Origin of the sequence: Rossellomorea arthrocnemi (assembly GCF_904424705.1) — a bacterium.
Lineage (GTDB): Bacteria > Bacillota > Bacilli > Bacillales > Bacillaceae_B > Rossellomorea > Rossellomorea arthrocnemi.
In genome coordinates, this window is record NZ_CAJGBF010000030.1 from 15871 (window position 1) to 30490 (window position 14620).

Sequence of the window (14620 nt, forward strand, 5' to 3'; positions counted from 1 at the left end):
CGGCAATCCTGCCATTCCCGAATAATTAAAACAATAAAAATCCTGCCGTTACTCCATTATAAGGAAGTACATAACCTTCCGGATCCCTAAGAATGAAGGTCCGTCCCTTTAGAACCCTTCAAGGCATCCTGGACTTCTTGGTTGGTGAGCTCCTCGGGGTTGAAGTTGGATTCTTTTTTGGCGTTGTTGAGCGGGTCTTGTTTATGTCCGGTTGTTTGCTGTTGCTTTGGTTCGTTGTGATCGGGTTTGTCGGATTTCAGCATGTCTTTAAAATTCATCATATCCTTTGCTTTAAACCCGCCGAAGCCGCCGTTCCCGTTATTGCCGTCTCCCCCTTTTTCAAACAGGGCAGTGACAGGGCAATAGCGCAAAATACCTTCTCCCACTTTCATGGCGCCGATCACGGCCATAACAAGATAAGAGTCTCTCCATGGACGTCGTGCAAGCTTGGATGTACTCCAAGCCAAAATGGTAAATCCCACTGTGATGCGAATCAGGGCATTGATAATCCCGATGTTCGATGATACTTTCATTGTAAATTCCTCCTTAATCGAAAATTCACATAATTGTTGTAAACCTTTAATGCGTTAAATAGTAAAATATGTTAACATAAATTGAAACTTAAACTAATACCATTCCACTAGAGGAGTGTTCACTTTGGAACAGCGCTACAGATGGAAAAACAAACAACTACGAGAACATGTACAAGTACTGAACGGAGAATTGTCTCCCAGACTTCTTTTAAAGAATGCAACATACCTTCACTCCACGTTAAAGAAATGGGTGCAGGGACATATTTGGGTTTACGGTGACAGAATTGTCTATACTGGAGATCAACTCCCGGAAAACCTTGAGCAATGTGAAATAGTGGACTGTGACTCACAGTACCTCGTTCCAGGATATATCGAACCGCATGTACATCCGTTTCAGCTTTATAATCCCCAATCTTTTTCCAAGTATGCATCCCAAACCGGTACAACGACATTCGTAAATGATAACCTGATGATGTTTTTGCAATTGGAAAAAAAGAAAGCGTTTACTTTATTGAGGGAGTTCAACAAAATGCCGGTCACGATGTACTGGTGGACACGTTTCGACTCTCAAACAGAAATGGTGAATGAAGAGGTTACCTTTTCAAATGGAGAAGTGAAATCGTGGTTGGAACATGATTCGGTGCTCCAAGGCGGGGAACTGACCGCTTGGCCAAGACTGCTGGCAGGAGATGATTTGATCCTTCACTGGATGCAGGAGACCAAGCGTATGGGTAAAATCGTGGAAGGACACCTACCGGGGGCATCTGACAAGACGATTGCCAAGCTCCGCTTATTAGGAATTGATGGCGACCATGAAGCGATGACGGGTGAGGATGTTTACAAGCGCCTGATACAAGGGTTGACGGTTACATTGCGTCATTCTTCGATCCGACCGGATTTACCAGTTCTATTAGATGGGTTAAAAGAAAAAGGCATCGATTCATACGATTCCCTCCTGTTTACCACAGATGGGTCCACACCGGGTTTCTACGAACAAGGTGTATTGGATTTCATGATAAAAATGGCGATCGATAAGGGCATACCGCCAATCGAAGCCTATAATATGGCAGGGTATAACGTTGCCAATTATTACAACATCACTCACCTGCATGGGATGATTGCTACTGGAAGAGTAGCAAATATTAATTTCCTATCGGCAAAGGATGACCCGACTCCGGTTTCAGTGCTTTCAAAGGGGAAATGGGTACGAAGAGACGGTATCCAAGTAGAGGACACCACAGAAATCAACTGGGGAACAAACGGATTTACTCCATTATCTCTTGATTGGGAAGTGGGCTATGACGATCTCCAATTCTCCATGCCGTTTGGAATTGAAATGGTGAACGATGTCATTACTAAACCATACTCCATTTCCATCAATCCTTCTGACGGGTTGCTTGATCTCGACCATGATCAAGCATTCCTCATGTTGTTGGACAGGAATGGGAAGTGGAGAATCAGCACCATGATTAAAGGCTTCGCGAAAGGTGTCATGGGATTTGCTTCATCTTACTCCAATACGGGGGACATTATCTTGATTGGTAAAAGTAAGTCGGATATGATTGCAGCCTTTAACAGGATGAAGGAAATCGGCGGTGGAATCGTACTTGCAGAGCATGGTGAAATCCTGCACGACATTCCCCTGACGTTAAACGGTCTGCTCTCACAGAAAGAAATGCCTGAGCTGATTGAAGAAGAAAAAACACTTAAACGGTTGTTAAAAGAAAGAGGGTACCGCTTCTCAGACCCGATTTATACATTACTGTTTCTTCAGTCCACTCATCTTCCCTATATTCGGATGACACAAAAAGGAATCTATGATGTAATGAAGAAAACGGTACTCTTTCCAACAATAATGCGTTAAAATAGTAAAGTAAATAGGGGTGTAAAAAACATGCTGAAAAGAGCTTTGATTATTGCGTTAAGCTCGTTTACACTTGTCGCATGTAGTTCAGATAAAGAGATAAAGAAAGAATCTGATAAAGAAGCCGCAACTCCAGTGGTGAAAGAAGAGACAGGCGGAGAAACGGAAAGAATGTATCCATCGTCTTTAACAGGGGTGGAAGAAGAGGAAGAGTCTACGGCCAGGTCGGTTGCTGTCATGGTAAATAACCATCCGAAAGCCCGCCCGCAGTCTGGGTTATCGAAAGCGGATATTGTGTATGAACTGTTAGCAGAAGGTGACATCACCCGCTTCTTGGCAATATTCCAAAGCCAAATGCCGAAAGAAGTTGGTCCAGTCCGAAGTGCGAGGGATTACTTTATAGAGCTTGCAAAAGGGTATGACAGCTTGTATGTGGCTCACGGATATAGTCCGGAAGCAAAAGAAATGTTACAGAATGGTTTCATCGATAATCTAAACGGGATCCAATATGATGGAACGTTATTTAAGCGGGCAAGCTTCCGTAAAGCGCCCCACAATTCCTATATATCCGCTGAACATATCAGGGAAGGAGCGGAGAAGAACGGTTTCGATATGAGTCGGCCGCCTGAAGCACTGAATTTCAGTGATAAGGGGACGATAAATGGAGAGGCTGCACAATCCGTAATGATTTCATATAATCAAAACCCCCTGTTTAATGTTATATTTGATTTTAACGAAAAAGAAGGCAGATACGAGCGGTATTCAAATGGTGAACAGACCGTCGATTATGATTCCAAAGATCCAGTGCTGGTAGAAAACCTATTGATCGTAGAAGCTTCACATAAGATTGTCGATGATGCAGGTAGACGTGACATAGACCTCGAATCAGGAGGAAATGCGTACTTGATACAGGAAGGTAAGCTCAGGGAGGTTCAATGGAAGAATGTGAATGGAAGAATTCTTCCTTACGAAAATGATCAACCTGTAAGTTTGCGAAAGGGATCAACGTGGATCAATGTCATTCCAAGCTCTCCAGGGCTGACAGGTTCCGTCTCATATCAAGAATAGAAGATAAAGGAGTCTTTTCAATGCAAATAAATAAATTAAGAGGCAAGGAGCTGGATCAGTTATTTAACGCTGTTCTTTCCCTACAAAACCTTGAAGAATGTTATCGTTTCTTTGATGACCTTTGTACAATCAATGAAATTCAATCTCTTGCTCAACGCCTTGAAGTAGCGCGTATGCTTCAGGATGGGAAAACATATCACAAGATTGAAACCGAAACAGGTGCAAGTACTGCAACCATTTCCCGTGTAAAACGATGTTTGAACTACGGGAATGATACGTATCAGTTAGTTTTGGACCGTGTACATCAAGAAGAAAAATAATAGAAAGACCGCTGTCGTCATATGATGAGCGGTCTTTGTTTTTTGTAGGGGCAGTTTTCGCCAAATGGTTGTCGTGACATTCCCCTTGGTGTCGTCTAGAGGCTCGAGGTCATACGCTAAATCTGTTAAAAGGCAAAGGACGACTATCCGGAAGGTTCATCTTATGCTTGTCGCCTCTGTCAAAGCCCCTGCGCTTTTGTATTGTCCAGCTCCGGGGCCTAGAGGATCGAGGTCATAAGACAGGAATGCCAAAAAGGCAAAGAGCGCCTTTCCAGCATTCCTGTCTTATGCTTGTCGCCTCTGTCAAAGCCCCTGCGCTTTTGTATTTGTCCAGCTCCGGCGGGTAGCCCCTCGAGGTCACAACTGAAAAATCCCCAAAGGCAAAAAGCGCCTTCAGGGATTTTTTCAGTTGTGCTTGTCGGGGCTGATCAACCCGCCTGCGCTTTTGTATTGTCCAGCTTCGGGGCTTAGAGGCTCGAGGTCATAAGACAGGAATGCCAAAAAGGCAAAGAGCGCCTTTCCAGCATTCCCGTCTTATGCTTGTCGCCTCTGTCAAAGCCCCTGCGCTTTTGTAGTTAATGCGACTCCTTTCCACAAATGATATAATACGTTAGATGGATGTATGAATGGGGGAACAGAGCATGTATGATGTCCGAGAGTGGCGCCATGTATTTAAACTAGATCCGAATAAGACAATAGAAGATGAAGATTTAGAAGCAGTATGTGAATCAGGAACAGACGCGATTATTGTAGGGGGAACGGACGGTGTAACCCTTGAAAAGGTTCTTGATTTGATGGCACGAGTGAGACGATATACGGTTCCTTGTATTCTGGAGGTATCAAATTTGGAGTCGATTACTCCCGGCTTTGATTTATATTTCATTCCAATGGTGATGAACAGCCAGAACATGAACTGGGTGACGGGATTGCATCACAAGGCTGTGAAGGAATATGGAGAGATTATGAATTGGGACGAAATCCTCGTTGAAGGATATTGTATATTGAACCGTGACTGCAAGGCGGCACACGTAACAGAAGCAAACACAGACATTTCAAGTGAAGACGCGGCAGCTTATGCCATGATGGCAGAAAGAATGTTCAACCTGCCGATCTTTTATCTGGAATACAGTGGTACATATGGCGATGTTGAAACGGTAAAAGAGGTAAGGGATTCACTGGAAAACACGACATTATTTTACGGCGGAGGAATTGAAACCGCTCAGCAGGCCAAAGAAATGGCTGCTGTATCAGATGTAGTCGTCGTTGGAAATGCTGTATATGACAATCTGAAAGAATCGTTAAAGACGGTAAAAGCAGTTAAAGGGTAAGGATTAAACTGGAGGTCCACCCTTGGATAAGATATAATGGAAATACAAATATAGAACGTACGTTCGTTATGGTGGTGTGAGACTATGCAATTTTTGACTGATCGATTGTTGAATGGAATGAATCCCGAGCAGGCGGAAGCTGTGAAGGCGACGGAAGGACCGTTACTGATCATGGCAGGGGCAGGCTCAGGGAAGACAAGAGTATTGACGCATCGAATTGCGTATCTGATGGTGGAAAAAGGGGTCAATCCATACAATATTTTAGCGATTACCTTTACAAATAAAGCGGCGAGAGAGATGAAGGATCGTATTGAAAACATTCTGGGCGGGGTATCTGAAAACATATGGATTTCTACCTTCCACAGTATGTGTGTCCGAATACTGCGACGTGATATCGACCGGATCGGGATGAATCGCAATTTTACAATACTCGACTCCACGGATCAGCAGTCTGTCATTAAAGCGATTTTAAAAGAAAAGAACATTGATCCGAAAAAATTTGATCCTCGTTCCCTATTGGGATCCATCAGCTCTGCAAAAAACGAGCTGACGACTCCTGAAGAATTATCCAAGCAGGTAGGGGGATATTACGACCAGGTCGTAGCGGATGTATACACAGAATATCAGAAGCGGTTGCGGAAGAACCAGGCGCTTGATTTTGATGATTTGATCATGACGACCATCCAATTATTTCAGCGTGTACCGGAAGTTTTGGAATTTTATCAGCGTAAATTCCAGTATATTCACGTGGATGAGTATCAGGATACCAACAGAGCTCAGTATATGCTCGTGAAACTGCTCGCATCCCGTTTCCAGAATCTATGTGTAGTAGGGGATTCTGACCAATCGATTTATCGCTGGCGGGGTGCAGACATAGCCAATATCCTTTCCTTTGAAAAGGATTATCCTCGGGCGACTGTCATCTTCCTGGAACAGAACTATCGTTCAACGAAACGGATTCTCCAGGCGGCGAATGAAGTCATTCAGAAGAATTCGAATCGTAAACCGAAGAACCTGTGGACGGAAAATCATGACGGTGAAAAAATATCGTACTTCAGAGCGGATACCGAGCAGACAGAAGCTCAATTTGTCACGGGGAAAATCAAGGAAATGATGGAAACGGGTAAGAGAAAATACTCTGATTTTGCGATTCTTTACCGTACAAATGCACAGTCCCGTGTCATGGAGGAAGTACTGCTGAAATCGAATATTGAATACTCCATCGTGGGCGGCATTAAGTTCTACGATCGAAAAGAGATCAAGGATATTTTAGCGTATCTCAGGCTCATTTCGAATCCAGATGATGACATTAGTTTACAGCGCGTCATTAATGTTCCTAAAAGGGGTGTCGGGGCAACCTCAATTGATAAAATTGCCCGTTACGCACAGGATCATGATATTTCCATGTTCAGGGCGCTGGCAGAAGCTGACTTCATCGGACTGAGCCCTAAAATCACCAAGGCTGTGATTGAATTCATGGAAATGGTGAAAGGCTATACCAGTATGCAGGAATACTTGTCTGTCACGGAATTGGTAGAGGAAATCCTTGAGAAATCAGGCTACACCGACATGCTGAAAGCGGAGAAGTCAATTGAATCGCAATCCCGACTGGAGAACTTGGACGAGTTCCTGTCGGTAACGAAAAGCTTTGAAGGGTCCAATGATGACAAGAGTCTCGTGGCCTTTTTAACGGACCTTGCGCTGGTCGCCGATATTGATAAGCTTGATGAAGATGACCGGCCGAAGGATTCCGTGATTTTAATGACCCTGCACGCAGCGAAGGGTCTTGAGTTCCCTGTCGTATTCCTTATGGGAATGGAGGAAGGGGTCTTCCCCCACAGCCGTTCCCTTATGGAAGAGGATGAGATGGAAGAAGAACGCCGTTTGGCATACGTAGGAATTACCCGGGCGGAGGAACAGCTCTTCTTGACCAATGCCCAGATGAGGACGTTATTCGGGCAAACCAAGATGAACCCGGTTTCCCGTTTTATTAATGAGATTCCAGCCGATTTATTGGATGACGTCATGGCAGAGACGAAGAGTGCCTTCACACCTTTCGGGAAATCAGCGGTGAAATCACCGACCCGCCCTGCCCCGCGTAAGCCTGTTTCACGTCCGGTCCAAACCACGACGGGAGGGGAATCCGTTGCCTGGCAGGTAGGGGATAAGGCCCAGCATAAGAAGTGGGGGACGGGAACCGTTGTCAGTGTGAAAGGATCGGGAGACAGTGTTGAGCTCGATATTGCCTTCCCCAGCCCGATGGGAATTAAGCGTCTTCTGGCCAAATTTGCTCCAATTGAAAAAGCATAACATGTCGGAAGGCATCATCTTTCGACTGTATTGAACATATAAGCAAGAAAGGGTTGTGGAAATGGATCGACAATCAGCCGAAAAGCGTATCAATGAATTGCATGAACGATTGAATCAATATAATTATGAATACCATGTTCTCGACAAACCTTCTGTACCTGATTCCGAATATGATCAACTCCTTAGGGAATTGATTGAGCTCGAGGACCAATTTCCGGAATTGAAATCAGCGGATTCTCCTTCTCAACGTGTAGGGGGAACCATTCTCGAGTCTTTCGAAAAAGTCGAACACAGAACGCCGATGTTGAGCCTGGGGAATGCCTTCAATGAAGAAGATCTTCGTGACTTTGACCGCCGTGTCCGCCAGGCGGTGGGGGATGGCTTCTCCTACGTATGTGAGCTGAAGATTGATGGTTTGGCCGTCTCTCTCAGGTATGAAGATGGCGCATTCGTCCAGGGGGCAACGAGGGGGGATGGCTCCATAGGTGAGGATATTACATCGAATCTGAAGACCATCCGTTCTATTCCATTAAAGATCTCAGGGGAAATGTCCTTCGAAGTTCGTGGGGAGGCGTTCATGCCGAAAGGATCCTTCGAAGCGCTGAATAAGATCAAAGAAGAAAGAGGGGAAGAGCCCTTCGCCAATCCGCGTAATGCTGCAGCAGGATCACTTCGCCAGCTTGATCCTAAAATCGCGGCATCCCGGAATCTCGACCTCTTCTTGTATGCTATGGCGGATATCGGGGATACAGGGATCAACTCACATAGTGAGGGATTGGATACGCTGGATAAGTTGGGGTTTAAAACAAACCCTGAACGCAAACGTTGTGCCACTATCGAAGAAGTCCTTGATTTTGTCGGGAAGTGGACAGAAGATCGACCCAACCTTTCATATGATATTGATGGGATCGTCATTAAAGTCGACTCCCTTGATCAGCAGCATGAACTTGGAACGACAGCCAAAAGCCCAAGATGGGCAATAGCTTTCAAGTTCCCCGCCGAAGAAGTGGTCACAGTGCTGAAAGAGATTGAATTAAGTGTAGGCCGAACAGGAGTCGTCACACCAACGGCAATATTAGAACCGGTGCGTGTGGCAGGAACCACCGTTCAGCGAGCATCCTTGCACAATGAAGATCTGATCAGAGAGAAAGATATCAAAATCGGAGACCACGTCGTCATTAAAAAAGCGGGAGATATTATCCCTGAAGTGGTCAACGTACTGGAGGAGAAGAGAAGCGGTGACGAACAGGAATTCCTGATGCCGACCCATTGTCCGGAGTGTGAAAGTGAGCTTGTGAGACTCGAAGGGGAAGTGGCCCTCAGGTGCATCAATCCAAAGTGTCCCGCTCAAATCCGTGAAGGGTTGATTCATTTTGTTTCCCGGAATGCCATGAATATCGATGGCCTGGGTGAAAAAGTGATCAGCCAGTTATTCAGGGAGAAACTGATCGAAGATGTCGCGGATTTATACAGATTAGAACGGGATCAGCTTCTTCAGCTGGAACGGATGGGCGAGAAATCCGTTGATAACCTCCTGGAAGCCATTCAAACGTCGAAAGCGAATTCCTTGGAGAAACTGTTATTCGGTCTTGGAATACGCCATGTCGGTGCCAAAGCCGCGAAGACCCTGGCACAGGAATTCGACTCAATGGACAGGCTGATGGAAGTGGGTAAAGAAGAGCTGACGAACGTCAATGAAATCGGGGATAAAATGGCAGATGCCATTGTCGCTTATTTTGAAAATGAGGAAGTGAAGGAGCTCGTTCAGGAGCTGAAAGAAGCCGGCGTGAATCTTGAATACAAGGGACCGAAGCCTGTAACAGCAAGTGAAGTCGACTCTTCCTTTGCAGGGAAAACCATTGTTCTTACAGGAAAAATAGAGCGGTTGAGCCGTAACGAAGCAAAAGAAAAAATCGAAATGCTCGGCGGTAAAGTAACTGGCAGTGTCAGTAAGAAAACCGATCTTGTCATAGCCGGGGAAGAGGCGGGATCGAAGCTGACGAAAGCAATCGAGTTAAATATAGAAGTATGGGATGAGGACAAGCTGATGGAAGAACTTAACCGATAAGAGGTGTAACGAGGAATGAAAAAAGGGATTTCGGTCGCTCTCTCCGTGTTATTGTTACTAGGAGGCTGTGCTCCGACATTTGAGAAACAGGATCAGGTCGTTCAGGAAAATCAGGATAGCGAAGCAAAGAAAGCCATCATACCAAGCTTCCAAATTTCGAAAGAATACTATAAAACGATGCTGCCGTATGAAACGAGTAATACCCGGGGCGTCGTCGTGAATGATCTAGGATCCAGATATGATATTAATGAAATTGAAACAGGCCTCTTAAGAGTGGCTCAAAATCGATTTTCGACAGATGAATACTTCTTCAAAGAAGGTCAATTTCTGAACAAGAAAACGGTGGACAGCTGGCTGCAAAGAAAATACACAAGTGAACAACTGAAAGAAAAAGGTTTAAAGGAGTCAGAAAATGTGGGGCTTAATCCCGTGCAGGCAAGCGGGGAAAATGCCCCCATTTATTTAGCCCATGTAGTTGAACATAATTACTTGATGAAAAAAGAAGACAACAAGGTACGTCTTGGTGGAGTGGCTGTCGCTCTATCCTTGAATTCTGTTCAATACGAGACAAATATGTCGAGTGGGACCAGAACAGTCAAAAACATCAGTAATGAGGTCCTGAAAGAACAGGGAGCGAAAATCGCCGGCGAAGTACTCAATCGCCTTCGTCAGAAAAAAGAACTCCAAAACGTGCCGATCATGATATCGCTTTATAAGCAGGCCCCGAAAGATCAGGTCGTCCCAGGCCACTTTTTTGCGTACACAACAGTGGAACCGGACGAAACAGGCATTCAGGACTGGAAAGGAATTAATGAAGATTACTATTTATTCCCTTCCCCGGAAGCCCAGGAGAATCACCCGAACGATTATAAAGTCTTTAATGAACTGAAAACAGACATCGAAAAGTATTTTCCGGTATACACAGGACTGACAGGACAAGCACTCTATCAAGATCAGAAGCTGTCCAAAATGGAATTCGAAGTGGCTCTTTCTTTCCAGGGGAAAGCTGAAACCATCGGATTTGCCCAGCATCTGACCAATATGATCGGCAAACAGACCCCGGACAGCTGGGACGTAGAACTCCTCGTCTCCTCTTCCTATGGACCGGAAGCGTTGATCGTAAAGAAACCGGGCAGTAAAGAAACCTATTTGCACATTTATGAATAAGAAGAGGGAGAACTAATCCGCATAGGGGTTAGTTCTTTTTTTGAGGGACGGACCTGTTTTTTCCAAAAAATGAAACAATCACGCCACTTTGTTCGTATAAAGGTTAAAGAATCTAATGAGGCAGGACCGAGTAATGGATATTCTCATTTGAACTCATCGTTGCTTTTGTTTTATTTGTAGTAACAGTAAGCATGATCCGATCCAGTATCATGATGTAAGAGCGATGGAAGAGAAAAGGGGAAAAATCCGATCTCAAGGGGAGATGTATGAGGATATGCCTTTCCAGGATCAGGTTCTTCATCATAATGCTCAGTCAAATCCGATATTTATTCCTGCCAATATCATCGCCATATTATTCACAAAATGAAAAATAAAGGAGGGAGCAGAGGATGATGAGTTTTATTGCCCTTATAGTGGCCGGGACGTCCCTAACTTTCGCAACGCTTGTCTATGAACAGAATAAAAAGATGGAGAAGAGAATGAAGGACTTGGAAAACAAACTATAACTAGTAAAGTTTCATTGGTATTGAAGGTCCGTCCCTCATCGAGTTAAAGCGGTGAGGGACGGACCTTTTTTGTTTTATCGCAACGATTGCGGAATTTGTCGAATGAAAATTCTGAAAAAAGTGTTCCAAATTCAAAGTAACTGTTATACAATACAAACATGTTAAATAATCTGTATTATAACAATAAGAATTTGTTGTTAAATACGTTTAAGGAGTGAATACGTTCTATGTCGACTCAAATGGTTGGGATCAAGGTAACCGGAGAGCTAAGACCAGGCTTTGATGAATTATTATCACCTGAGGCACTGCAGTTTTTGGAACAATTAGAGCACCGATTCGGGGAAAAACGCAAAGAGCTGTTACACAACAGAGAGGAGAAGCAGGAACGGATCAATAGAGGAGAGCTGCCTCACTTTTTACCTGAAACTGAATCGATTCGCCGAAGTGATTGGAAGGTCGGTGCAATTCCGAAAGCCTTGCAGGATCGAAGGGTGGAGATTACCGGACCGGTCGATCGCAAGATGGTCATCAATGCTCTGAATTCTGGAGCGAAATGTTTCATGGCGTGTTTTGAAGATGCCACCTCCCCAACATGGACGAACCTCATAGAAGGACAGATCAACCTCAGGGATGCTGTACACCACACAATCAACTTCGAGACAAACGGGAAACGTTATGAGTTAAATCAGGAGCATGCTGTATTAATCGTTAGGCCAAGAGGACTTCATCTGGTAGAGAAACATATCGAACTGGGTGGGCAGTCACTATCGGCTAGCCTTGTAGACTTTGGATTATTCTTTTTTCATAATGCGACTCATTTAACCTCTACGAATAAGGGACCTTACTTTTACCTACCTAAATTAGAAAGCTACGAAGAAGCACGATTTTGGAATGATGTATTTGTATTTGCCCAGGATTATGTCGGGATTCCCCAGGGGACGACCAAAGCGACGGTCCTGATTGAAACTATCACGGCTGCATTTGAAATGGATGAAATCCTTTATGAGTTAAAGGAACATTCAGCGGGTTTGAACTGTGGAAGATGGGATTATATCTTCAGTTATATCAAAAAACTACGGGAGCAGGAAAACGTGATTCTTCCTGATCGTTCCTCGGTCACTATGACGGCGCCGTTTATGAGAGCGTACTCTCTGCTCACGATTAAAACCTGTCATAGAAGGAGAGCCCCCGCAATTGGCGGGATGGCGGCACAGATCCCGGTTAAGAGTGATCCGGTAAAGAATGAAGAAGCGTTCAATAAGGTGAAAACAGACAAAGAAAGGGAGGCGCGAGATGGCCATGATGGAACGTGGGTTGCACACCCTGGTTTAGTACCGGTTGCCCTAGGCGTATTCAATCAGGAGATGAAAAAAGCTAATCAGATCGATGAGAAAATATTAAAAGATCTGGAAGTGTCAGAACAGGATCTTCTGGAAGTTCCTCAAGGGGTGATAACAGAAGAGGGAGTCCGATTGAATATAAATGTCGGCATTCAATACATTTCTTCTTGGCTGAGCGGTCAGGGGGCAGCTCCTATTCACAACCTGATGGAAGATGTGGCGACGGCAGAGATTTCACGTGCTCAACTATGGCAATGGATTCGTCATCCGAAAGGGATCCTTGAAGACGGTCGGAACATCACTATGGAGCTCTACGAACAATTAAAGCAGGAAGAACTGACGAAGCTAATAAGCCAATTGGGGGAAGAACGATACAGGGAACGCCGATTCCAGGAAGCTGTCGATCTTTTCGACCAACTCATCCAGAACGACCAGTTCACAGACTTCCTCACCATCCCGGGCTATCGAATCCTTTAGAGGAATACAGAGAGGGACGGACCTGCAAGTATAATGCCCACCAAATAAATGTCGATACCGTACGGCTATTCCCTTCACTCAATTACCGCTTCAGCAGAGTGAGGGACGGACCTCAAGCCCGGACGCAAGACGATAATCGAACGAACATCGCCATCAAAATACAACAAAAACAAAAAAAGGGAGAGATCGATCATGGTAAAAGCAAATAACGAACGTGTAACGGCACTACAGGAAAATTGGGAAATGGATCAACGATGGAAGGGGATTACCCGGCCTTACTCAGCCGAAGACGTTATTCGTTTGAGGGGGTCGATTGATATCGAGCATACTTTAGCCCGTCGGGGTTCTGAAAAACTGTGGAAATTTCTTCACGAGGAAGAGTATATCAATGCCCTCGGTGCCCTGACAGGTAACCAGGCGGTTCAACAGGTGAGAGCCGGTCTGAAAGCAATCTATTTAAGCGGGTGGCAGGTTGCGGCCGATGCCAATTTATCAGGACATATGTATCCCGATCAAAGTCTATACCCGGCAAACTCCGTCCCATCCGTTGTGAAGCGGATCAACCAGGCGCTTCAGCGTGCCGATCAGGTCCATTACGTAGAAGGGGACGAATCGATTGATTGGTTTGTGCCAATTGTTGCCGATGCAGAGGCGGGATTTGGAGGACAATTGAACGTGTTTGAATTAATGAAGGGGATGGTTGAAGCCGGGGCGTCTGCCGTCCATTTTGAAGATCAGCTTTCTTCTGAGAAGAAGTGCGGTCATCTGGGAGGAAAGGTGCTTCTTCCTACTCAAACTTCTGTTAAGAACCTCATCTCTGCCCGTCTTGCAGCGGACGTAATGGGAGTACCGACTTTAATCATTGCCCGTACAGATGCCAATGCCGCGGACTTGATCACGAGCGATGTAGATCCTCATGATGCCCGTTTCATCACAGGAGATCGAACTCCTGAAGGGTTTTTTCGTACAAATGCCGGCCTTGATCAGGCAATTGCGAGAGGTCTTGCGTATGCTCCATATGCCGATCTTGTGTGGTGTGAAACGTCTGAACCGAGTCTTGAGGAAGCACGCCGGTTTGCAGAAGCGATTCATGCTGAACATCCCGGGAAGTTACTTGCATATAACTGTTCCCCATCCTTTAACTGGAAAAAGAAACTGGACGATGAAACGATCGCTAAATTCCAGGTGGAGCTCGGTGAAATGGGCTATAAATTCCAATTCGTCACACTTGCCGGCTTCCACGCGTTGAACCACAGTATGTTTGAGCTTGCCAGAGGCTACAACGATCGCGGTATGGCCGCTTATTCGCAGCTTCAAGAAGCAGAGTTTGCCAGCGAGAAGCATGGATATTCCGCTACAAGGCATCAGCGCGAAGTAGGAACAGGTTATTTTGACGAGGTATCCATGGTCATTTCAGGTGGAACATCCTCCACAACAGCCCTGAAAGGATCAACGGAGGCAGCTCAATTCTAAGATATTATTAAAATATTCATAAAGGTCCGTCCCTCAAAATAATGTGTACCCTTTGTAAAGGACAATTAAAAAAAGCCTAGGCAGCTTGTTGAAGGTGATCCCTGTATTGTGCAGGGGTCATCTTATTTAAATTCCATTGATATCTGTAATGATTGTAGTAAATGAT

General features: G+C 45.1%; 12 protein-coding genes. 10 read left to right on the forward strand and 2 right to left on the reverse strand.

From position 1 onward, the window contains the following. Nucleotides 1-86: 86 nt before the first annotated feature. Nucleotides 87-533, reverse strand: coding sequence for a YgaP family membrane protein (locus BAA9072_RS24645; RefSeq protein WP_201716772.1), 447 nt, complete (start codon nt 531-533; stop codon nt 87-89). Between the two features lie 124 nt (nt 534-657). Here BAA9072_RS24645 and BAA9072_RS22295 point away from each other — a divergent pair, with 124 nt between their 5' ends. From BAA9072_RS22295 to aceA, 10 genes are all read left to right on the forward strand, one after another. Next, complete coding sequence (locus tag BAA9072_RS22295; protein WP_201716773.1) at nt 658-2397, forward strand: adenine deaminase C-terminal domain-containing protein; 1740 nt, start codon at nt 658-660, stop codon at nt 2395-2397. 30 nt (nt 2398-2427) lie between these two features. After that, entirely contained in the window at nt 2428-3465 is a 1038-nt protein-coding gene (locus BAA9072_RS22300) for a DUF3048 domain-containing protein (RefSeq protein WP_201716774.1), read from the forward strand. A 20-nt stretch (nt 3466-3485) separates the two neighbouring features. Next, the gene (locus BAA9072_RS22305; RefSeq protein ID WP_201716775.1) at nt 3486-3785 is read left to right on the forward strand and encodes a YerC/YecD family TrpR-related protein; all 300 of its coding nucleotides are present in this window, start codon (nt 3486-3488) and stop codon (nt 3783-3785) included. A gap of 641 nt (nt 3786-4426) precedes the next feature. After that, complete coding sequence (gene pcrB, locus BAA9072_RS22310) at nt 4427-5113, forward strand: heptaprenylglyceryl phosphate synthase (RefSeq protein WP_201716776.1); 687 nt, start codon at nt 4427-4429, stop codon at nt 5111-5113. Nucleotides 5114-5197: 84 nt separating this feature from the next. Continuing rightward, nucleotides 5198-7423 carry a DNA helicase PcrA gene (pcrA, locus tag BAA9072_RS22315; protein WP_201716777.1) on the forward strand — a complete coding sequence of 742 codons (2226 nt, stop codon included), beginning with the start codon at nt 5198-5200 and terminating at the stop codon, nt 7421-7423. Between the two features lie 61 nt (nt 7424-7484). Next, complete coding sequence (gene ligA / locus BAA9072_RS22320; RefSeq protein WP_201716778.1) at nt 7485-9491, forward strand: NAD-dependent DNA ligase LigA; 2007 nt, start codon at nt 7485-7487, stop codon at nt 9489-9491. A 15-nt stretch (nt 9492-9506) separates the two neighbouring features. Beyond that, nucleotides 9507-10658, forward strand: coding sequence for a CamS family sex pheromone protein (locus BAA9072_RS22325; protein ID WP_201716779.1), 1152 nt, complete (start codon nt 9507-9509; stop codon nt 10656-10658). 199 nt (nt 10659-10857) lie between these two features. Next, the gene (locus tag BAA9072_RS24745; protein WP_408015260.1) at nt 10858-11025 is read left to right on the forward strand and encodes a DUF3949 domain-containing protein; all 168 of its coding nucleotides are present in this window, start codon (nt 10858-10860) and stop codon (nt 11023-11025) included. A 366-nt stretch (nt 11026-11391) separates the two neighbouring features. Further along, a complete protein-coding gene (aceB, locus tag BAA9072_RS22335) occupies nt 11392-12981 on the forward strand; it encodes a malate synthase A (protein WP_201716781.1) in 1590 nt (529 codons plus the stop codon). A 192-nt stretch (nt 12982-13173) separates the two neighbouring features. After that, on the forward strand, nt 13174-14454 hold the full coding sequence (aceA, locus tag BAA9072_RS22340) for an isocitrate lyase (protein ID WP_201716782.1): 1281 nt from the start codon (nt 13174-13176) through the stop codon (nt 14452-14454). A gap of 76 nt (nt 14455-14530) precedes the next feature. Here aceA and BAA9072_RS24650 read toward each other — a convergent pair. Further along, nucleotides 14531-14620 (reverse strand): IS3 family transposase (locus BAA9072_RS24650; RefSeq protein ID WP_330999314.1); only part of this gene is annotated, 90 nt, incomplete at its 5' end.